At 63.3% G+C, this 19,203-nt stretch carries 16 protein-coding genes and 1 tRNA gene; 4 read left to right on the forward strand and 13 right to left on the reverse strand.

From position 1 onward, the window contains the following. The first annotated feature begins 127 nt into the window (after positions 1-127). The gene (locus HF854_RS00005; RefSeq protein ID WP_006003486.1) at positions 128-508 is read left to right on the forward strand and encodes a GtrA family protein; all 381 of its coding nucleotides are present in this window, start codon (positions 128-130) and stop codon (positions 506-508) included. A 91-nt stretch (positions 509-599) separates the two neighbouring features. Here HF854_RS00005 and HF854_RS00010 read toward each other — a convergent pair whose 3' ends face one another. Genes HF854_RS00010 through HF854_RS00020 form a run of 3 tightly spaced genes read right to left on the reverse strand, consistent with a single transcriptional unit; the run spans position 600 to position 4,303 of the window. Next, on the reverse strand, positions 600-1,607 hold the full coding sequence (locus HF854_RS00010) for a glycosyltransferase family 2 protein (RefSeq protein WP_168934445.1): 1,008 nt from the start codon (positions 1,605-1,607) through the stop codon (positions 600-602). After that, complete coding sequence (locus HF854_RS00015; protein WP_168934446.1) at positions 1,597-3,285, reverse strand: hypothetical protein; 1,689 nt, start codon at positions 3,283-3,285, stop codon at positions 1,597-1,599. Before HF854_RS00015 ends, HF854_RS00010 begins: the two co-directional genes overlap by 11 nt. A gap of 40 nt (positions 3,286-3,325) precedes the next feature. Next, positions 3,326-4,303, reverse strand: a complete 978-nt coding sequence (locus tag HF854_RS00020; RefSeq protein ID WP_168934447.1) for a DMT family transporter — start codon at positions 4,301-4,303, stop codon at positions 3,326-3,328. Positions 4,304-4,713: 410 nt separating this feature from the next. On the opposite strand from HF854_RS00020, the gene HF854_RS00025 reads away from it, so the two are divergent. After that, positions 4,714-5,148 carry a squalene cyclase gene (locus HF854_RS00025; RefSeq protein ID WP_168934448.1) on the forward strand — a complete coding sequence of 145 codons (435 nt, stop codon included), beginning with the start codon at positions 4,714-4,716 and terminating at the stop codon, positions 5,146-5,148. Positions 5,149-5,182: 34 nt separating this feature from the next. Further along, entirely contained in the window at positions 5,183-6,703 is a 1,521-nt protein-coding gene (locus HF854_RS00030) for an outer membrane homotrimeric porin (protein ID WP_168934449.1), read from the forward strand. Positions 6,704-6,865: 162 nt separating this feature from the next. Here the strand turns inward: HF854_RS00030 and HF854_RS00035 are convergent, their stop codons facing one another. Further along, a complete protein-coding gene (locus tag HF854_RS00035; protein WP_168934450.1) occupies positions 6,866-7,273 on the reverse strand; it encodes a cupin domain-containing protein in 408 nt (135 codons plus the stop codon). Between the two features lie 256 nt (positions 7,274-7,529). On the opposite strand from HF854_RS00035, the gene HF854_RS00040 reads away from it, so the two are divergent. Then, positions 7,530-8,471: an AraC family transcriptional regulator gene (locus HF854_RS00040; protein WP_168934451.1), complete on the forward strand. Its 942-nt coding sequence runs from the start codon at positions 7,530-7,532 to the stop codon at positions 8,469-8,471. A 169-nt stretch (positions 8,472-8,640) separates the two neighbouring features. On the opposite strand, the gene HF854_RS00045 is transcribed toward HF854_RS00040, so the two are convergent. The 9 genes from HF854_RS00045 to HF854_RS00090 form a co-directional block, all read right to left on the reverse strand. Further along, positions 8,641-9,411 carry a carboxymuconolactone decarboxylase family protein gene (locus HF854_RS00045; protein ID WP_297137526.1) on the reverse strand — a complete coding sequence of 257 codons (771 nt, stop codon included), beginning with the start codon at positions 9,409-9,411 and terminating at the stop codon, positions 8,641-8,643. Between the two features lie 326 nt (positions 9,412-9,737). Continuing rightward, complete coding sequence (locus HF854_RS00050; RefSeq protein WP_168934452.1) at positions 9,738-11,897, reverse strand: RelA/SpoT family protein; 2,160 nt, start codon at positions 11,895-11,897, stop codon at positions 9,738-9,740. 308 nt (positions 11,898-12,205) lie between these two features. Continuing rightward, a complete protein-coding gene (gene ilvA / locus HF854_RS00055; RefSeq protein ID WP_168934453.1) occupies positions 12,206-13,747 on the reverse strand; it encodes a threonine ammonia-lyase, biosynthetic in 1,542 nt (513 codons plus the stop codon). Positions 13,748-14,149: 402 nt separating this feature from the next. Further along, positions 14,150-14,575 carry a hypothetical protein gene (locus HF854_RS00060; protein WP_168934454.1) on the reverse strand — a complete coding sequence of 142 codons (426 nt, stop codon included), beginning with the start codon at positions 14,573-14,575 and terminating at the stop codon, positions 14,150-14,152. Position 14,576: 1 nt separating this feature from the next. Further along, on the reverse strand, positions 14,577-15,863 hold the full coding sequence (locus HF854_RS12590) for a thioesterase, FlK family (RefSeq protein WP_240937613.1): 1,287 nt from the start codon (positions 15,861-15,863) through the stop codon (positions 14,577-14,579). A 995-nt stretch (positions 15,864-16,858) separates the two neighbouring features. Further along, a tRNA-Thr gene (locus HF854_RS00075) sits at positions 16,859-16,934 on the reverse strand. 62 nt (positions 16,935-16,996) lie between these two features. Further along, positions 16,997-17,380: a hypothetical protein gene (locus tag HF854_RS00080; protein WP_168934455.1), complete on the reverse strand. Its 384-nt coding sequence runs from the start codon at positions 17,378-17,380 to the stop codon at positions 16,997-16,999. An 81-nt stretch (positions 17,381-17,461) separates the two neighbouring features. Next, positions 17,462-18,556 (reverse strand): tRNA glutamyl-Q(34) synthetase GluQRS, encoded by a 1,095-nt coding sequence (gene gluQRS, locus HF854_RS00085; protein ID WP_277347607.1) that lies wholly within the window; start codon positions 18,554-18,556, stop codon positions 17,462-17,464. 118 nt (positions 18,557-18,674) lie between these two features. Further along, the gene (locus tag HF854_RS00090; protein WP_006006353.1) at positions 18,675-19,184 is read right to left on the reverse strand and encodes a rhodanese family protein; all 510 of its coding nucleotides are present in this window, start codon (positions 19,182-19,184) and stop codon (positions 18,675-18,677) included. Positions 19,185-19,203 lie beyond the last annotated feature (19 nt).

The following is a 19,203-nucleotide window of genomic DNA, read 5'->3' on the forward strand; positions in this document are numbered from 1 at the left end:
TTACCTCGTCAATTTTATGGGGCTACTTTACCTTGCTTTGGCCTGTATCCTTTGGAGAAAACTGGTATAGCAAGGTGTATGCCGGACATTCTCTAAGTCAGGGCAGCCCAATCCCAAAGGAGTCTTTATGTCCCTTGCCAGCCGTGGCGCGGAATTTTTCCGCTTCTGCATCGTGGGCGGTCTGACCTTTCTGGTGGACTACGGCCTGCTGTTCCTGCTGACCAGCGTGCTGGACGTCCATTACCTCTGGTCGTCCGCCTGGGCCTTCATCGTGGCCGTCATCGTCAATTACTACCTTTGCGTGTTCTTCGTCTTCCATCAGGCGGCACGCAGCTTTGCCCGGCAGGTGGTCTTCGTGGGATCGAGCCTGGCCGGTCTGGGCATCAATCAGGTCTGCATGTGGCTGCTGGTGGACAAGCTGGCCCTGCACTACATGCTGGCCAAGGTCGTGGCCACGGGCGTGGTCATGATCTGGAACTACATCATGAAGCGCAAGGCCCTCAGCTGACCGGGCAGGGAAGCTCCCCAGCCTTTTCGCTGCGTCCTTTCCAGCGTTGTCCAAAATGGAAAAAGCCGGGCTGTTGCCCGGCTTTCTTCATTTACGCCTGAGGGGCTTGCTCCGGCCTGTTCCCGCCGGAGGACATGCCTGTCCTGCCCTGCCGCAGCAGCAGTGACAGCACATTGAGCTGGATCTCGAAGGCCTGCCGGGCCCGCTTGCGCTGGCAGTCCAGGGTCAGGCCGGCAACAAAGCTCAGCAAAGCCGCCAGCATGCAGAATCCGGACACGATCAGGGTCGGGAAGCGGGGTACGAGCCCGCTGGACATGTATTCGCCCAGCACAGGCAGGAACAGCCCCAGAGAAAGCAGGGCCAGCAGACAGGCCACCGACCAGAAGACCAGCAGGGGACGGTAATCCTTGAACAGGACGGCGATGGTCTTCAGGACGCGGAAGCCGTCCCGGAACGTGCTCAGCTTGGAAAAACTCCCTTCCGGCCGGTCGCGGTACTGGATGGGCATGGAAGCGATGCGGAAATTGTTGGCCAGGGAAAAGATGGTCATCTCCGTCTCGATCTCGAAGCCCTGCGAAAGGATGGGGAAGGATTTGACGAACAGGGGCGACATGGCCCGCATGCCCGTCATGACGTCCTCGATCTGCCGGCCGCGCTTCCAGAACATATTGATGCAGCGGCGCACCAGCATATTGCCGCAGTTGTGGAATGGGCGCTTGTTCTCCGTGAAGTAGGTGGAGGACAGCCGGTCGCCGATGACCATGTCCGCACGTCCTTCCAGCACGGGCGCGCACAGGGCCGCCGCCTGCGAAGCCGGATAGGTGTCGTCCCCGTCCACCATCAGATAACAGTCCGCCTCGATGTCACGGAACATGGTCCGCACCACGTTGCCCTTGCCCTGACGGGGCTCGGGGCGCACGATGGCACCGGCCTCACGGGCCAGACGGGCCGTTTCGTCGGTGGAATTGTTGTCATAGACATAGATATCGGCATCCGGCAGGGCCTGACGGTAATCCCTGACCACGTTCCCGATGGTCAGCGCCTCGTTATAGCAGGGGATCAGGACCGCGATCCTGTTGCCTTTCTTCTCAGTCTGCATATCCGCTCCTCGTGACCTGTGCATCGGCGTCCGCCGCTACCGGCGAACGCCGCAGCAACAGCCAGCCTTCATTCTCAAAAAGCAGGACACCGTAACGCAGCAACAGGGCTTTGTGCTCCACATGGCGCGTCAGCAGCAACGCGGCCTGCTCCGTACGCCAGACCTCCATATAGCCGGTGGCATCGGCCGCCATGCGGTGTTGCATGGCCAGCCAGCGCCGGGCCATATCCGGGTCGGCGGCATAATAGATGACGTTCCCGTCCTTGTGTACGGGCAGCATGGGCATGCGGGCAGCAAAGCGCACGGCCATGCAGTCTCCGTCAGTAAAAACCAGCTCTTCCGGTCCCGCCTGCGAGCGCAGGGCCTGCAGGGCATCCCGCAATCCCAGGGAATGCGCCTTGATCTGCCGGGCCTCTTCCGTATCCAGCCAGCCCAGACCGGTCATGTCCGCCAGGGCATGCCGGGCCGCCACCACCTGTTTGCCCTGCCCCAGCGACAGCAGGACGACAGCCAGCAGGATGACGATGCCACGGCGCAGCAGGGGGGCAAGGCCCTGCCAGTACAGGGACAAAAGACAGGTCAGCAGCAGCCAGGAAAGCGGCACCAAAAAGCGCGTGCCCCGCAGGATCTCCTGACTCATGTTCTGCCGCCCCAGATGGCGGGCCAGCCACATCTCCAGGGCGCAGAGCACACAGCCGCCCGCGATGCCCAGCACCATGCCCGGCATGAGCCGCAGCAGAGTGCGCAGCGGCCCGGCCAGCTGCTGCCGCTTTTTGAACAGCACCACCGCCGACACGACCGCCGCGGGGAACAGCGGGACGGGGAAGGTATAATAGCGCGATATGTCCGCAAGGCTTTGCCAGACATCATGCCAGTCCTTGCTGTAACGCAGGGCGCGCACCTCGGCAAAAAGCCCGGCATACTCGGCCGGCGGTGCTGGTGTATCCGCAAGAAAAACTTTCAGATATATAACAACGGGAACTGCGAAGCTCAACAGATTCAGCAGGCTCAGGCCCGCGTGGCGCCACAGTCCCCTGTCCCGCCAGAGCAGGAACAAGGCCATGAAGAACATGGCTCCGCCCATGAGGGCGCTGACCGTATGCACCAGCATGGCACAGCCTGACAGGAACATGACCACAGGCTGCAGCGAAGGGCGTTTGACGGCCGCACAGGCCAGCAGCAGAAGGAAGGGCCAGAGATCGGCATAGAAGATGCGCGGCACCGGATCCGAGCGCATGCTGCCCCAGAAGGTGCCGAACGACCAGTGCACGGCAATGCTCATCAGGATCGAGAGCAGGACCGCCAGAGAGGGGCTGCGGAACAGGCAGCGCCCCAGGATGTAATAGGCAAGGAAGTGCAAAAAGACGCCCAGCGCGCCCACACGCAGCATGTCCGTGGCCGCATTGTCCCCGTCGGGGAGCAGACCCGCCAGGGCCGTCAGCAGGTTGGGCACGCCCGGATCCTGCGGGAAAAAAGACGCCACCGGGTCACGGGCAAAGGCCGCGGGGTATTCCCCGGCTTCCATGATCTGCGCGTAGTTCTGCAGGTCGCTGTCCATGCCGATGCCCTGGGGATTGAGGTCCAGCGTCCCCTGCAGGGCACACCAGCAGAACAGCGCGGCCAGCAGGACCAGAAGCAGATCCGCAAGCCGGTGTCTTTTGTGTTCAGTCTCTTTCATAGCGGCAGCCCGTCTCTTGATAGATGCCATCCCGCCGGTCTCAGTCCCGGCGGGATTCCTTTTCCGCAGCCTGCCGGCGGGCGGCCGCCAGCTCCCGGGCACGCCGGATCAGGCGCTGGTCCATGCGCCGCATGATCTGGCGGCTGTGCGTCAGGATGTACACCCCGCCCAGGATGCCCACGGCGCCGAAGGCCTCGCGGAAAGCAAAGTCCTCTCCCAGCAGGGTCACGCCCAGGACAACGCCCACCAGCGGCATGATGTTGAGGAAGATGGCCGCCTGCCCTGCCCCCACCACCTTGACCCCCATGTTCCAGAAGATCATGGCGCACACGCCGCCGATCCAGACGATATAGACCATACAGGCCAGGGTCGTGCCGCCCACGCTGTGCACGTCCAGCTGGCCGGTCAGCGCGGCGTAGATGAAGGTGCCCGCCGTCCCGAACAGCCCGGCCCAGGCCGTGGTCGTCAGGGGCGGAAGATGGCGCATGACGCGGAAGCCCGTCAGGGAATAGACGGCCCAGCCCAGCTGGGCGGTGAAGAACAGCAGATCCCCCTTGTTGAAGGAGATATGCAGCAATACGTCTATCTGTCCCTTGCTGACGAGGAACAGCGCCCCTGCCACGGAAAGCAGGATCCCCAGCAGTTCGATGGGCAGCAGGCGTTCGCGCAGGAAGATCAGGGCCACCAGTGCCGTCACGGCCGGAGTGGTCGTGGCGATGAGAGTGGCATTGCTGACCGTGGAGAGCTGCAGACCGGTGAACTGGGCGATATTGTTGAGCGCCACACCGGTGATGCCCATGAGCAGCAGGGCCGGCATCAGGCGCAGCGGCGGCAGGAGCGGCAGCCCCCGCCAGCGCATGAGCGCGAAAAAGGTGATGCTCATGAGCAGATAACGCACTGCGGTCATGGTGGACGGGTTCAGCTCCCGCATGGTGATCTTGACCAGCAGCGGCTGGGCGCCCCACAGGGCGGCCGTCAGGGCCAGCAGGGCAAAATATCGGCTTGTGGCTGTCGTCATGATCTTCTCCAGAGGCCTTCCTGTGCGCGCACCATAGCGCAAAATAAAAGATTTTTCGAGATATACGCACGCAGGATCCCCGCCGGGCCCCCCCGATCCTGAACCGGCGTTGACGTGATCTGCGGCGGCAGGCAGCAGTGCTGTGGTTCCTTTAACAAAGGTATCGCAAATCCCGTACCGCCGCTTTTCTTCCCTGCTGACCGGTAGGGGCACGCAGTCCGGGATCGATGCTGGCCCTGTTCTGCGTTATACGCAGAGATAAGCCGGCACAGGTTCGCTACCTTTTTGAGATGATTGCCTTTTTATTTTTCAAAGGCAAAATAAATTGAAAACAATTTTCAATTCCGTTGACATCATTTTTCAATCATGGCATGTTTGCCCCAACAAAACACATTACCACAGGAGCCACCATGCCGAGATTGGAAAACCTTCCCCAGACCCGGATCTCTTTCCGCCGCAGTGCCAACAACCTGCACATCGCCACCGGCGAGGATCTGGATCTGGAACAGGCCCGTGCCATCCTGAACCTTATGCGCTGCCACAGCAACGACTGCAACAAATTCTTCATCGATGTGCGCCATGTGACCCGCATCCAGCCGGCGGCGGCCGCCGCCCTGCGCGGTGCGCCCCAGCCTTCCATCGCGCCGCAGCGCATCCACTACAAAGGCTCCCGCGGCTTCGAGCTGGCGACGAGCGGCAACAAGGTCCTCATTGTCCCTGAAAAGGCAAAGCATGTTTGCAAGGGCACCTGCCCCAACTGCCGCTGCAAGGACAAAAAAGCCCGCGCCAAGGCGCGGAATACGGCCCGGGCGGCTGTGGCGTCGGGGGGCGCCGCTGTTGCCTGATGGATGTGAACCTCAAACAGTAAGGAAGAAGGTCATGAAAAAAATTCTTACCCTCATGCTGGCTGCCAGCATGCTCCTGGGGGCCGCCAGCGGCGCCAAAGCCATCGATTTCAAAGCCTCCGGCGAATGGCTGGTGGGCTTTGGCCTTGGTGACGGCAGCCTCATCAAGGATGTGGACAACAAGAAGTACCACCACGACGATACCTTCAACGCCGGTCAGCGCGTCCGCCTGCAGCTGGATGCCGTGGCCTCCGAATCCCTGTCCGGTACGGTGTTCTTCGAGATCGGCGACCAGATGTGGGGCAATGCCGAAAGCGGCGGCGCCCTGGGTGCCGACGGCAAGGTGGTGAAGGTCAAAAATGCCTATATCGACTGGATGGTGCCCAATACCGACCTCAAGCTCCGCATGGGCCTGCAGGCCGTGGCCCTGCCCAACGTGGCCGGCGGTTCCGCCATCATGGACGGTGACGCCGCCGCCGTGGTCGCCAGCTACCAGTTCAACGACAACGTGGGCCTGACCGCCCTCTGGATGCGTCCGCTTAACGACAACTACACCGGCACCAATGCCGACGGTGAAGCCTACGGCAACGGCTACAACAACTATCTGGACAACATGGACCTCTTCGCCCTCATGCTGCCCCTGAAGTTCGACGGTGTGGAGCTGACCCCCTGGGCCATGTACGGCATGCAGGGCAAGAACACCCGCTTCAATGAAGGCGGCGTGGGTACGGCCGACGGCGCGCTGGACGTGACCCTGCCCGGCTACCTGCCCGGCATGAACGAGTTTGCCCTCGGCAAGACCGGCAAGGCCTACGGCTCCATGTTCTGGGCCGGCCTGCCCGTGGCCATCACGGCCTTCGACCCCCTGAACATCGAATTCGACATCAATTACGGCTATGTGGAAGCCATGGGCCGTTATGACGTGCTCAAGCGCGGTACGGACTGGGTGCGCGGCAACAGCAAGCGTGAAGGCTGGCTGGTCAAGGCCCTGGTGGAATACAAGATGGACTGGGGCACCCCCGGCATCTTCGGCTGGTATGCCTCCGGTGACGACGGCAACGTCAAGAACGGTTCCGAGCGCCTGCCCTCCATCGCCGGCGCGGGCAACTTCACATCCTTCATGGGTGACGGCAACCTGGCCTGGGGCACCGGCTACAACTTCTACGACAACAATCTGACCTACGCCGGTACCTGGGGCGTGGGCCTGCAGATCGCGGACGTGAGCTTTGTGGAAGACCTCAAGCACACCTTCCGTGTGGCCTACTGGGGCGGCACCAACAGCCCCTCCATGGTCAAATACATGGGTTCCGCCGTGGCCTGGGACGACACCACCGCCGCCCAGGACGGTCCCTATCTGACCACCAACGACGGTCTGCTGGAATTCAACCTGGTCAACTCCTGGCAGATCTACGAGAACCTGGAAGCCAATCTCGAGCTCGGCTACATCATCAACATGATGGACAAGGACACCTGGGACAAGAGCTACGTCAGCGATCGTAACTGGTCCAAGCAGGATGCCTGGAAGGCCCAGCTGATCTTCGCCTACAGCTTCTAGTCCTCCCGGGGCGGGCCATCCGCCCCTTTCCCGCGCGTGCTTCTCCTTCCCGCGCGCACTCCGCCGCCGCTGTTTTTGCAGGAACAGCGGCGGCCTCCTTTTTCCGGCGGCTGCCGGCAGGCTCATCCGGCGCCGTGGGCACCGGATGCAAGATGCTCCTGCCTAGGGCAGACGGGCATACTCCTCTTCGCTGACAGGCTCCAGCCACTGGGAGCGGCAGCCCTCACCGGGGACTTCTACGGCCAGATGCACGAACCAGCTGTCCCTGGCCGCGCCGTGCCAGTGCTTGACCCCGGCGGGGATGTGGACCACGTCGCCCGCGTGCAGTTCTCGTGCGGGCTTGCCCCACTCCTGATACCAGCCGCGCCCGGAGGTGCAGAGCAGTATCTGCCCGCCGCCGCTGGCGGCCTCATGGATATGCCAGTTGTTGCGGCATCCCGGTTCGAAGGTCACGTTACCGATGACGACCCCTTCGGTGGAAAGCATGTTCAGGTAACTGTTGCCGACAAAGTAGCGGGCATAGGCCGTGTTGGCACCGCCCGGGGCGAAAGGCCCCCTGTTTTCCTGCATGGTCGTTTCCTTTTGTTGATCGTTATATGTCACGCCCGGCCGGTATCGCCGGAGGTGCGGCCACACTGCCGGGCAGCCGCGGACGGACTGCGCCGTGTACCGCTGCAAAGACAGAGCCTTCCTGAGGCTGGGGAAACACATCCCCTCCGGCGCTCTTGCACAGTCGTGCCGTCTGCCCGCGGACGCCACTGGCGGCGTCTTCTCTCCCTGCCGTCTGTTGGTTACACTGGACAGGCAGCCCGAACCGGAGGTCCTCATGGCATCCTCAGCCCTGTCCATCAAAGAAGATATCCTTGCCGCCCTGAAAGACATCCTGATGCGGCACCTCCCCGCCCCGGAGATCCGCCCCAGCTCCATCGACGGTCTGGTGCTCGTCCGGCGGGAGGACTCGCCCGCACCTGACCGCTGCTTCGAAAGACCGCTGGTGTCCGTCATCGTCCAGGGAAGCAAACGCTCGCTCATCGGCTCGCAGGAATTCGTCTTCCGACGGGGCCAGTTTCTGGTCTCCGGCATCGACATGCCCAGCTCGTCTTCCTTTTTCGATACGGCTCCCGGACAGCCTTTCCTCTCCCTCTTCTTCTATCTGGACAGGCAGATCCTGACGGACCTCATGCTCAGGATGCGGCCTGCGGGCAAAACGCCGCAGGAAGACGGCCCCGGCGTCGCCGTGGCGGATGCCGAACCGGAATTCCTGGAAGCGGTGCTGCGCCTGGCCGAGCTGCTGGACAAGCCGGAGCAGATCGCCATCCGCGCCCCCATGATCCTGCAGGAGCTGCACTATCTGCTGCTGATCGGGCCCCTGGGCCATGTGCTGCGCGGACTCTATGCCCAAGGCTCGCAGAACAGCCAGGTCTTGCAGGCCGTCTCCATCCTGCGCCGGGATCTGGGGGCCCCGGTACGCATGGAGAGCCTGGCACGGCAGGTGGGCATGTCCCTGTCCACGCTCCATCGTCATTTCAAGACCGTCACCGGCCTGAGCCCCCTGCAATACCTCAAACAGCTCAGGCTGCACGAGGCCCAGCGCCTGATGCTCATGGAAGACATGCGCGCGGCCTCGGCGGCCCTTTCCGTAGGCTATGAGAGCGTGCCCCAGTTCAGCAGGGAGTACAAACGCATGTTCGGCGAACCGCCCCACCGGGACATCCAGCGGAAACGCACGCTTGCGCCTCTGGGCGAAGCCGGGGCGGGCGGCCTTTAGGATACGTCCGCGTCATCCGTCCGCGGGCCGACCCTGTTCCGCGCCGGTGCGGCCCGTCCTCGTAGGGCCGCGCCCTTCCTGACCTCAAGACCATCCCGTCATTCCCGCATGCCCCGGCAACAGGAACACAGCCGGGGCGCGCGGTGACACTATCCTCCTGCCCGGTGCTCTAGGCCTCCGGCAGCACGCTGTTGACGCAGGCAAGAGCGTTGAGCGTGCGGGGGAAGCCGATGCAGGGCAGCATCTGCAGCAGGGCATCCACCAGCAGCTGCTTGCCGTTGCCCACGGCGGCATTGCCCTGCACATGGGCCTTGACCTGGGCCTCACAGCCGCCCAGCGCGCTGATGATGCAGAAGGTCAGCAGCTCCCGCAGCGGCAGATCAAGCCCCGTGCGCGTATAGATGTCGCCGAAGCAGAACGCGGAAAGATGCCGGACGAGGATCTCTCGCTGTCCTTCAGGGGCCGAAGCGTGCATCTTGCTGATGGCATCCCCGAAAATACCGGTCTGTACGGCAAGGCCTTTTTCAAAGCGGTCTTCTTCGCTCACCGTGCCGCCTTCAGGCAGGGGCAGGGCGATACCGGCGGCCTCCAGGGCGGCATCCGCATGGCGCAGGGCCGCCTCCGTCCGCGGGAAGCCGATATAGGGCGCGCACTGGTACAGGGCCTCGCGGATCTCTTCGGGACGCACGCCCTGATGCAGGGCGGCCCGTGTCTCCTCCCCTATCCCCTCCGGCGTCTGGATGGCGGCCAGGACGACCAGGGTGATGAGGCGGCGCCGACGCGCATCCAGGCAGCCCTGTCCGGCGATCTCGCCGTATTCCAGGCGCTCCCGGATAGCCGCCAGTTCGGGATCCGTCCCGGCCAGTGCCGGGGCCCCCGTCTTGCCCAATTCCTTCCTGTACGCTTCCGCTTTCTGCATCCTGTCCATGGTGTTCCCCACGATATCTTCAACGGTTGTGCCGGATGCCCCGGCATGAGAAAGACGGCCCGCTGCCGCATACCGGGGAACGCAACGCAAAGATGCCTCCTGCTCCCCGTCGACGCAGACCGGAAGGCTCCGCCCTTTTCCGGCAGATCCCGTCCGGGCAACGGACCTTTGTCCTGTGCTTACCGGGATACGCCGCCCCGGCTGCCGGGTACAGACCTGTTCCTGGCAAATAGTTGCCCAAAACTGTCGCGGGATGGCCCACGAAAAAGGGGACACCTTGCGGTGTCCCCTGCGTATGTTCGCTGAAAGGCTGCGCCACGGCAGCCGGGCGGGATGGGCTAGGCTTCTTCGGTATCGCGCACCACTTCGAGGATGCCGGACTGGCCGCGGATGGCCTCGATGACATCATAGAGCTGGGTGGCGTTGCACACTTCCACGGTCAGGCGCAGTTCGGCCCGGCCGTCCACCAGCGCCCGCGAAGACAGCGCCGTGATGTTGATGCCCTGCAGGGCCAGGAGCTGGGCGATGCCCGCCAGCACGCCGCTGCGGTTCTGGGCCAGGATGAAGATGCCGGCCTCGTAGGGCTTTTCCTCCTCGCCGTCCCAATGCACGGAGATGAGGCGCTCCGGCTCCATATTGGCTACATTGGGACAGTCCGCACGGTGGACGGTGACGCCCATGCCGCGGCTGATGTAACCGATGATGGGGTCCCCCGGCACCGGGTTGCAGCACTTGGCAAAACGCATGAGCACGCCGTCACAGCCGGAGATGCCCACGCCGTCGCTCTTGCGCTTGGCGGCTTCCTTGCTTTCCTTGATGGTGGGCGTGGCCGGTTCCGCAGCCGCGGCATTATCGGGATGCAGGACGGCATAGAGCTTGTTGAGCACACGGCGCGGCGTGATATGCGCATAGCCCACCGAGGCCACCAGCTCGTCCACGTTCTCGAAGTTCATCTCCTGGGCCACGATGGCCAGCTGGCCGTCCTTCAGGGCGCGCGCCACATTGAGGTTGACCTTGCGGCCTTCCTTTTCCAGCATGTCGCGGCCCAGGGCCAGGGCATGGGCGCGTTCCTCGGTACGCAGGTAGCGCTGGATGCGGCTGCGGGCGCGGGCCGTCTTGACGATCTTGAGCCAGTCGCGATTGGGGTTGCGCGAAGGATCGGTGATGATCTCCACGATGTCGCCGTTCTTGAGCGGCGTGCCCAGCGGCATGAGGCGGCCGTTGATCTTGGCCCCGGCGCAATGATGGCCCACCTTGCTGTGGATGTGGAAGGCGAAGTCCAGCGGCGTGGCGCCTTCGGGCAGTTCCTTCACGTCACCGGCAGGGGTGTAGACGTAGACCTCGTCCTTGAACAGGTCCAGCTTGAGCGAATGCATGAACTCGCGCGAGTCCGCTTCGTCGCCCTGGCGCTCGAAGATTTCGCGCAGCCAGGAGAACTGTTCCAGGTCCTTGGAGTTGACCCGGCCCTTTTCCTTGTACAGCCAGTGCGCGGCCACACCGTGTTCGGCCTGCCGGTGCATCTCTTCGGTACGGATCTGGATCTCGATGCGCTCGCCCTCGGGCCCGATGACCGTGGTATGCAGGCTCTGGTAGCCGTTGGCCTTGGGCATGGAGATATAGTCCTTGAAGCGCCCGTGCACCGGCTTCCACTGCGAGTGCACCAGACCGAGCACCGCGTAACAGTCGCGGATGTCCTTGACCAGCACGCGGAAGGCCATGATGTCGTGCATCTCGTCCAGGGTCAGGGACTGGGACTGCATCTTTTTGTAGATGCTGTACTTGTGCTTGATGCGCCCGTAGACCTGCCCTTCCAGACCGTTGGAAGCCAGCAGATCCTGGATGAGGGAGACCACCTTTTCGATGATCTGCTTTTCCACCACCTGATGCGCGTCCAGCCAGTGGTCGATCTGGTTGTAGATGTCCGGCCGCAGGTATTTGAAGCTCAGGTCCTCCAGCTGGCGCTTGAGCAGGTACAGGCCCAGACGGTTGGCCAGGGGCGCGTAGATGTCCATGGTCTCCTGGGCGATGCGGCGCTGCTTGTGGGGCTTCTGGAAATCAAGGGTGCTCATGTTGTGCAGGCGGTCGGCCAGTTTGACCATCAGCACGCGCATGTCGTGGCTCATGGCCAGGATCATCTTGCGGATGTTCTCGGCCTGCGCCTCTTCCTTGTTCTCGAAGACGATCATGCTGATCTTGGTGACACCGTCCACGATGTCGGCCACGTCTTCGCCGAACTTGTCGTCGATCTCTTCGATGGTGGTGCCGGTGTCTTCCACCGTATCGTGCAGCAGGCCCGCCGCCACCGTGGGCTCGTCAAAGCCCATGTCGGCCAGGGTATAGGCCACGGCCAGCGGATGGGACAGATAGGGCTCGCCCGAAAGGCGCGTCTGCCCCGCGTGAGCTGTGGCGGCGAACACATAGGCCTTCTGGATCAGCTCCAGATTGGCATCATGGTTGTTGGCCGCCACCTTGTCGAGAATTTCCTGAATACGAATCATAGCGTCCTGCCAGACGGTAAAAAGTTGACGATACCGGTTTTGTCCATGTTCGGCCAACTGTCCCGGCTTGTCAATGACGACGGCCCGGAAGGCAGGGACAGGCGAGAAAAGCTCCCTCCGGCCCGGGGAGGGCCGATGCAGGCCTCCCGATTGTCCGCAAAGGAGCCATGCTGCCGGGTCTCTCTCAGCCCTCCCGCGCTCTCCTTGTTGCCGCCGGGATCTCCGGGGCCTGTGAACAGCAGGAGGCCGCCCCCGAAGGAGCGGCCTCCCGACAAGCATCATGGTCTGTCCGTGCAGACCGGCATCAGTTAGTTGTCGTGATGCCAGCCCAGGAACATCTTGTAGGCCGGGTTGTCGGTCTCATCCACATGCGGGTAGCCCATGCGGTCGACGCGGGCCAGGAACTCCTCGAAGTCCTCGCGCCGCTCTTCGGGAACTTCCACCCCCAGCAGCACGCGGCCGAAGTCCGCCCCGTGGTAGCGATACTGGAACAGGGTGAAGTTGTAGGTCACGCGCATGGCGTCCATGAAATTGAGCAGGGCACCGGGCCGCTCGGGGAAGAAGAAGCGGATCAGGCGCTCGTTGTGCACCTGGGGCGCGTTGCCGCCCACCATATGGCGCAGGTGCAGCTTGGCCAGCTCGTTGTCCGTAAGGTCGCAGGCGCTGAAACCGGCAGCCCGCAGGTCTTCCAGCACGGAGGCCACCTCGTCGCTGTTCTTGATGTCGATGCCCACCAGCACATGGGCGTTGACCGGGTCGGCGAAGCGGGTGCACAGCTCGGTGATGTTGCGGCTGCTGATGGCCTGCACCAGCTGGCGGAAGCTGCCCGCCTTCTCGGGGATGGTCACGCCCAGCAGGGCTTCGCGGTTGGCACCGAAGCGCGCCCGTTCGGCCACATGGCTCAGACGGTCGAAATTCATGTTGGCGCCGCTGACCACGGCCACCAGGGTGGTGTCGCGCAGGTTGCCCGCGCGGGCATAGGCACGCAGACCGGCCAGGGCCAGCGCACCGGCCGGTTCGGCCACCACGCGGGTATCTTCAAAGATATCCTTGATGGCGCCGCAGATGGCGTCCGTGTCCACGGTGATGATGTCGTCCAGCAGGTCGCGGCAAAGGGCGAAGGTCTCCTCGCCCACCAGTTTCACGGCCACGCCGTCGGCGAACAAGCCCACGTCCTTGAGCTCCACACGATGCCCGGCCATGATGGAACGGCGCATAGCGTCGGAGTCCACGGGTTCCACGCCGATGACGCGGATCTCGGGCCGCAGGTTCTTCACATAGGCGGCCACGCCGGCGGCAAGTCCGCCCCCGCCGATGGGCACGAAAATGGCGTGAATGGGGTCGGGATGCTGACGCAGGATCTCCATGCCGATGGTGCCCTGTCCGGCAATGACATCGGGATCGTCAAAAGGCGGGATGAACACGTAGCCGGTCTCCTTGATGAGATCCAGCGTATGCCGCCAGGCATCGCTGAAAGACTCACCGAACAGCACCACCTGTCCGCCCAGACGGCGCACGGCATCCACCTTGATGGCGGGCGTGGTCACGGGCATGACGATGACGGCTTCGCATCCCAGACGGCGGGCGGCCAGGGCCACCCCCTGGGCATGGTTGCCGGCTGAGGCGGCGATGACGCCGCGGCGCAGCTCTTCGGGAGAAAGACGGGCCATCTTGTTGTAGGCGCCGCGCAGCTTGAAGGAAAACACAGGCTGCAGGTCGTCCCGCTTGAGCAGCACGCGGTTGCCCAGGCGGCGGGAAAGGCTCACGGCCTCATCCAGCGGGGTCTCGACGGCCACGTCGTAGACCCGGCTCAACAACACCTTGTTCAGGTACTCGCTATGATTCGACATGGAAAACATCCCTTGTAAAAACGGTGCGCCTGCTCACGCCAGAGGCAGGCGGAATCTTTGGAGCATATACCCATTACACACGCCCCACAAGGGGCCGGGGAGCCGCCTTTCCGCAGGACAACGGCTTTTCCGGCCACGGATGCCCCTGCGGCCCTTTCCTCAGGCCCGTCAAGTTCTGCTGCATATGAGACGGCAGCAGACATGCCCCGGGCCCGCCCTCTCTCCCACGAGTCGCCACCTGACGAAACCAGCCGCACATGGGCCTTCCTGCCATAAAAAAAGACCGCCATCCCACGGACGACGGTCTTTTTACCCAAACGGTCTTTTCCTGCCCCGTCAAGAGCAGTCCTCCTGCGCCTGCGATCGCTGTCCCGCCCCAGCAGGAAGCGGTACGGAAGCAGTCTATTTTTTCAGGGCCAGCGAATCCACGATGGCCTGGGCCTGGGCATCATCCACCTTCCCGGCCAGCAGGACGAGCACATGCCGGTCAGCTCCCAGAGCCAGCACGCCCCGCATGGGGATGTTCCCCGCATGGCCCTGCATCTCGTAGACATCATCGGCCCGGGGCCGGACATCCGGCGCATCCAGCATCTTGCGGTACTCCTCCACGATGTCGGCGCGGCTGCGCGTACCGTTGAGGCCCGTCACCAGACTCACCATGATGCCGGCATCCGGGGAAAGCATGGTCACGGAGCCCTTGTCCTGGGCCTCGATGGTCCAGCCCTCGGGGATGTCCACCGTGAAGAAACTGTCCGCCCCCAGGGGAGAGGCAAGGACGGGCACGGCCCCCCAGAGGAAGCAGCACAGCAAGATAGCGCAGTATTTCATTTTATTCATGCTTGCCGCGGGTCTGGGCGCGGCTCTGGAATTTTTCCCTGTCCACCACCACGCGCTCGTGGGTGCCCTCTCCGATGGGGCCTGCTTCGTCATAGGCCGTCACCGCAAAGGTCAGGCCGCGCCCGTTGGCCGAGACCGCCGTCAGCTTCGCCTCAAAGCGCACCTTCATGCCGCAGGGGGTCGGCGCCATGTGGCTGATGTCCACACGGGTGCCCACGCTGGTCAAGCCTTCGGGCAGGCAGGGACGCACAGCTTCCATGGCGGCCCGTTCCATGCCCATGATCATCATGGGCGTGGCCAGCACCCGGACCTCGCCGCTGCCCACCTGCGCGGCCAGCAGGCCTTCTTCCACCGTCGTTTCCCACTGTCCTGTCATCCCGGCTTTCGGCATGGTCTCCATGATGTCCCTCCCTGTTGCGGATACGGCTGTCTTCTGTTCCTGAACAGGATCGACCTTCCTGTCAAGCCGGATGCCCCTGTGCTCCGACAGCCAGTGGTACCAGGCAGCCACATCGCCGCGCAGACGGTCATCGAGGCGGGCCAGCGCCGCCTCCCGCAGATCCTGCGGCACACCGCCGTAAAAAGCCTCGGCTATGCTCCCGGCGATGGCGGCCTGCGTGTCGCTGTCACCGCCCAGCCAGACGGCATTGCGTACGGCCTCCTCGAAGGAACGGCTTTCCAGAAAGGCGATAATGGCTTCGGGGACGGACTCCTGACAGCTCTCCTTGTGACGGTACGCGGGCCTGATCTCGGCCAGGCTGCGGGCCAGATCATACCCGTAGCGGGAAGAGACATAGTCACGGATGGCATCCCGCCCGGCACCGTCCCGGGCCAGGAAGATGGCTGCGGCCGTGGCGCAGGCCCCCTTGATGCCTTCGGGATGGTCATGCGTCACGGAGGCGCTCAGGGCCGCATAACGCTCCGTTTCTTCCAGACTGTCACAGGCCCAGCCCACGGGCGAGACACGCATGGCCGAACCGTTGCCGAAACTGTTGTACGGCTCACGGCTGCCTGTGACGATCCAGCGGAAAAAACGCTGACCGTAGCCCGCCCGGCTGTAGGCACGGCCATATTCGTGCATGGCGTCGATGAAGGCCTCCCGGCAGGCCTGTTCCTGCCCGTAGGCCTGCATCAGCCCCCGGGCCACGGCCACGGTCATCACCGTATCGTCCGTGAAACGGGAACAGGGAGAAAATAAAGGAAAGGCCTCCGCAGCTCCCTGCCACGGATGGAACTCGTAAGGACTACCCACCATGTCACCGATGATGGCTCCCAGCATGATCGATCTCCTTGATACACGGCGCCTCATGGAAACGTCCTGCCCGTTCTTCTCCAGCAGGGAGGCTGCATCCCCGGGATGGCGCACTTCAAAGAAAAAAAGCTGGACGTGGCCGCAGAGACCAGCCTCCAGCCCTGGACAGCCTGTCCGGGAACAAAGATAGCGCCAAGGCGGAGCGTTTGCCACCATCACGACGGCGCACCTCACGGCACCTCTCGTTCCCGGATGCGGCATTGTTCACCGATGGCCCGCAAGCCGGAGACCCGGTAAACGCTAGATCTTTCTGTACTTCCCCTTGGGGCAGACATGGCAACGGCCATCGGGCACAGCCGGTTTGCCGTACCAAAGGGGCTCTTGGTGGTACCGCAGGCACCGCGCTGGCCTCCGGCGCTCACCGTATGCCGTTGCAACGGACATCACCGCAAACATCACATTTATAGATCGTTCCCGGAAAACCGCAGGTGGGACACACTAGCATGACGTACCTCTCAGGGTTGCAATGACACTGTCCGGCAGTGAATGCCCCATCCTGCTGCGGGATCGTTCCAGATCGCGGGTCATGTGAAAATTCTTTGTTCTTTTTTGTTATCCTGCGTGTATCATTGACCGATTATAATAAACAACCGTTTCTGTTTTTCATCTTTCAAGCACTTTTTTCCACCTGCGGTCCCTGCCGTCCAAAGACAGTGAGGAAAGCACCGAACATATCCACGCTTTCCACCAGGGCCTGCCGCGAGTGTCCCTGCCGGTCACGACAGCAGGCGCAGGACGGCGTGTCATGCGCCAAGGCAAACGGGGAATAGTCTGAACCGGAATGTCGTTTCGTTGGCGTGCTGACCGGGCATTTTCCCGGCCAGATCTGGCGTCATGACCATGCGCAAAAGATGGATCATTTGCCGTCCTGCCGGGATACCTCACAGAAAGGCCCGGCAGGAAGATGTCACATGGGCACAAAAAAAGCCCTCACGGAGATTTCCGTAAGGGCTTATTTTTTATGGAGCCAGCTAAGAGACTTGAACTCTTGGCCTGCTGATTACGAATCAGCTGCTCTACCAACTGAGCTAAGCTGGCGGACGGCTTGTTGTGTCAAAATATGGCCAGACTGTCAAGCGGAAATATGCCCGGCCCCGGGATCAGTCCGCAGTCCTTTCCAGATACAGGGGGATGACGTGCAGGCTGCGGCTGACTTCCTCGGTATGGCCCAGCCACCAGCGGACCTTGTCGCCGGGCCAACCCAGTTTTTCCGCCACGGCACGGGCCACGCCCGCCACATTGAGGATGGGATGGCGCTGGAAGACCTGCGGCAGTCCGTAGGTCAGATTGCAGGCAAGACATTTTCCGGGACGCTGATGCAGCTCAAAGGCCAGTTCCGCCTTCCCTTCTCCTTCGGAGCGGCAGACCAGAACGATGTCATAAGCGCCTTCCTCAGCGCCGCCGAACAGTGCGTCGAAAAAAGCCTCAGTGCGTTCCGGAGGGAACACACTTTCAAGAAAGGCCTTATCAAGAACCTTGCTCATATTGCCTCCAGCCCGACAACGGGCAAGAAAATTTCAAAAGCTAAAGATAGCGTTTTTTTTCATAAAAGACAAATCCGCCCGTCAGCAGAGCAGGCACAGGGGCCGCAGCCAGTCCGGCACACAGGGCAGGTCCCGTAGGCAGACGTCCTGCCGGGGCAGGCGCTCCAGCCGGAAATCTGCCAGCAGCTCGGCTGCCGCCAGCGGTCGCATGTCCGGGCGCAGGCCTGCCAGACGGGCCAGCACACCCACGATCTCCGCCGCCGTGACGCCCTGGCGGCGCAGCTCGCGCACCCCCAGGCTCTGATGGCGCTTGGCCAGCCGCTCCCCCTGTCCGTCCAGCAGCAGCGGGATGTGCGCATAGGCGGGCGGTTCGAAGCCCCACAGACGCAGCAGGGCCAGCTGGCGCGGCGTGGACGTCAGTATGTCGCGGCCCCGCACCACCTGGGTGATGCCCATCAGGGCGTCGTCCAGGGCCACGGCCAGCTGGTAGGCCACCACGCCGTCGGAACGGCGCAGGGCAAAATCGCCGCCGCAGTCCTCCAGAGTGAAAGATTGCTCACCCAGCAGGCCGTCCTGAAAATGGAAACGTCCCTCGGGGCAGCGCAGGCGCAGGCAGGCACGCCGCCCCTGTGCCTCGCGCTGGCGCCGTTCTTCCGGGCTCAGATGACGGCAGGTACCGGGATAGGGGGCCCCGGCATCATCCACATGGGGGGCTCCGGCCAGCTGGCGCAGCTCCTTGCGGGTGCAATAACAGGGATAGACCAGCCCGGCACGGTCCATGGCATCCAGCGTCGCATCATACAGGGCCGCGCGGGCGCTCTGGAAATAAGGTCCGCACGGGCCCTGCTCCGCCATGTCGCCCTCGTCCGGGATGATACCGTCCACGGCCGGGCCTTCGTCCCAGTCCAGCCCCAGCCAGCGCAGATCCTCCACCAGAGCCCGGGCATATTCGGGACGCGAACGCTGGGGGTCGATGTCCTCCATGCGCAGGACCAGCGTCCCTCCGGCGCTGCGCACCGCCAGCCAGGCCAGGAGGAAAGCCCAGGCATTGCCCAGATGCATGTAGCCCGTGGGGCTGGGGGCCAGCCGTCCCCGCACGGGACGGGAAGAGGCTGACGGCGCAGGATGGTAACGATAGGCTTGCAGGCTGCGGGGCAGTGCGCAGGGGATGGTCATGCCGCCTCCGAAAACGCCCGTACGGGCCGTCTGTGTATCATGAAGGATATGAACGAAAGGGGAAGGGCCCCCTGACAGGAGCGCCCTTCCCCTTTGGGAAAATCTGTCTGCGCGGAGACTATTTCTTGTTCCACGGCATGCGGGCCAGCAAAAGACCCAAGCCGCAGAAGCCCGTCACCCCGGCAAAGACCAGGCCCGCGCCCACGAAAGCGCTCAGCCAGAGCCACTGGGGCCAGGCAAGGCTCAGGGCCAGGCCCAGCAGCACCATGCCGCCCGCGCCGATCTGGATCTGGCGGAACATGGGCAGGCTGCGGCGGCTGCGCACCACAGGGAGACCGGCCTTGTCCCAGGCCGTGGCCCCGCCTTCCATCTGCCAGGCCTCACCGGCGGCCAGCTGTTCCAGAAGGTCGCTGTTGTTCTTGGTGCGGCGGCCCGAGTTGCAGGTGAAGACCACGGGCTTGTCCGTCACGGGGCGGAAATCCTGCCAGCGGATGACCGACAGGGGGGCGATCTCCGCGCCTTCGATGCGCAGGGACTCCACTTCATCAGGTTCGCGTATGTCCACGAGCCGGATCTCGCCGGCTTCCAGTTTCCTTTTGACATCCTGGGGGCTCATGAGAGGAAGCATGATCGACTCCCGTATATGC

Origin of the sequence: Desulfovibrio piger, assembly GCF_012843875.1 — a bacterium.
Classification (GTDB): Bacteria; Desulfobacterota; Desulfovibrionia; order Desulfovibrionales; family Desulfovibrionaceae; genus Desulfovibrio.

Bases quoted from the DNA above. Each gene is read 5' to 3' on its own strand.
- HF854_RS00010 (WP_168934445.1), bottom strand. From the start codon at position 1,607: ATGCAGACTGAGAAGAAAGGCAACAGGATCGCGGTCCTGATCCCCTGC.
- HF854_RS00040 (WP_168934451.1), top strand. From the start codon at position 7,530: ATGGCATCCTCAGCCCTGTCCATCAAAGAAGATATCCTTGCCGCCCTG.
- HF854_RS00050 (WP_168934452.1), bottom strand. From the start codon at position 11,897: ATGATTCGTATTCAGGAAATTCTCGACAAGGTGGCGGCCAACAACCAT.
- ilvA (WP_168934453.1), bottom strand. From the start codon at position 13,747: ATGTCGAATCATAGCGAGTACCTGAACAAGGTGTTGTTGAGCCGGGTC.
- HF854_RS12590 (WP_240937613.1), bottom strand. From the start codon at position 15,863: ATGCTGGGAGCCATCATCGGTGACATGGTGGGTAGTCCTTACGAGTTC.
- HF854_RS00080 (WP_168934455.1), bottom strand. From the start codon at position 17,380: ATGAGCAAGGTTCTTGATAAGGCCTTTCTTGAAAGTGTGTTCCCTCCG.
- HF854_RS00005 (WP_006003486.1), top strand. From the start codon at position 128: ATGTCCCTTGCCAGCCGTGGCGCGGAATTTTTCCGCTTCTGCATCGTG.
- HF854_RS00090 (WP_006006353.1), bottom strand. From the start codon at position 19,184: ATGCTTCCTCTCATGAGCCCCCAGGATGTCAAAAGGAAACTGGAAGCC.
- HF854_RS00035 (WP_168934450.1), bottom strand. From the start codon at position 7,273: ATGCAGGAAAACAGGGGGCCTTTCGCCCCGGGCGGTGCCAACACGGCC.
- HF854_RS00015 (WP_168934446.1), bottom strand. From the start codon at position 3,285: ATGAAAGAGACTGAACACAAAAGACACCGGCTTGCGGATCTGCTTCTG.
- HF854_RS00060 (WP_168934454.1), bottom strand. From the start codon at position 14,575: ATGAAATACTGCGCTATCTTGCTGTGCTGCTTCCTCTGGGGGGCCGTG.
- gluQRS (WP_277347607.1), bottom strand. From the start codon at position 18,556: ATGACCATCCCCTGCGCACTGCCCCGCAGCCTGCAAGCCTATCGTTAC.
- HF854_RS00025 (WP_168934448.1), top strand. From the start codon at position 4,714: ATGCCGAGATTGGAAAACCTTCCCCAGACCCGGATCTCTTTCCGCCGC.
- HF854_RS00020 (WP_168934447.1), bottom strand. From the start codon at position 4,303: ATGACGACAGCCACAAGCCGATATTTTGCCCTGCTGGCCCTGACGGCC.
- HF854_RS00030 (WP_168934449.1), top strand. From the start codon at position 5,183: ATGAAAAAAATTCTTACCCTCATGCTGGCTGCCAGCATGCTCCTGGGG.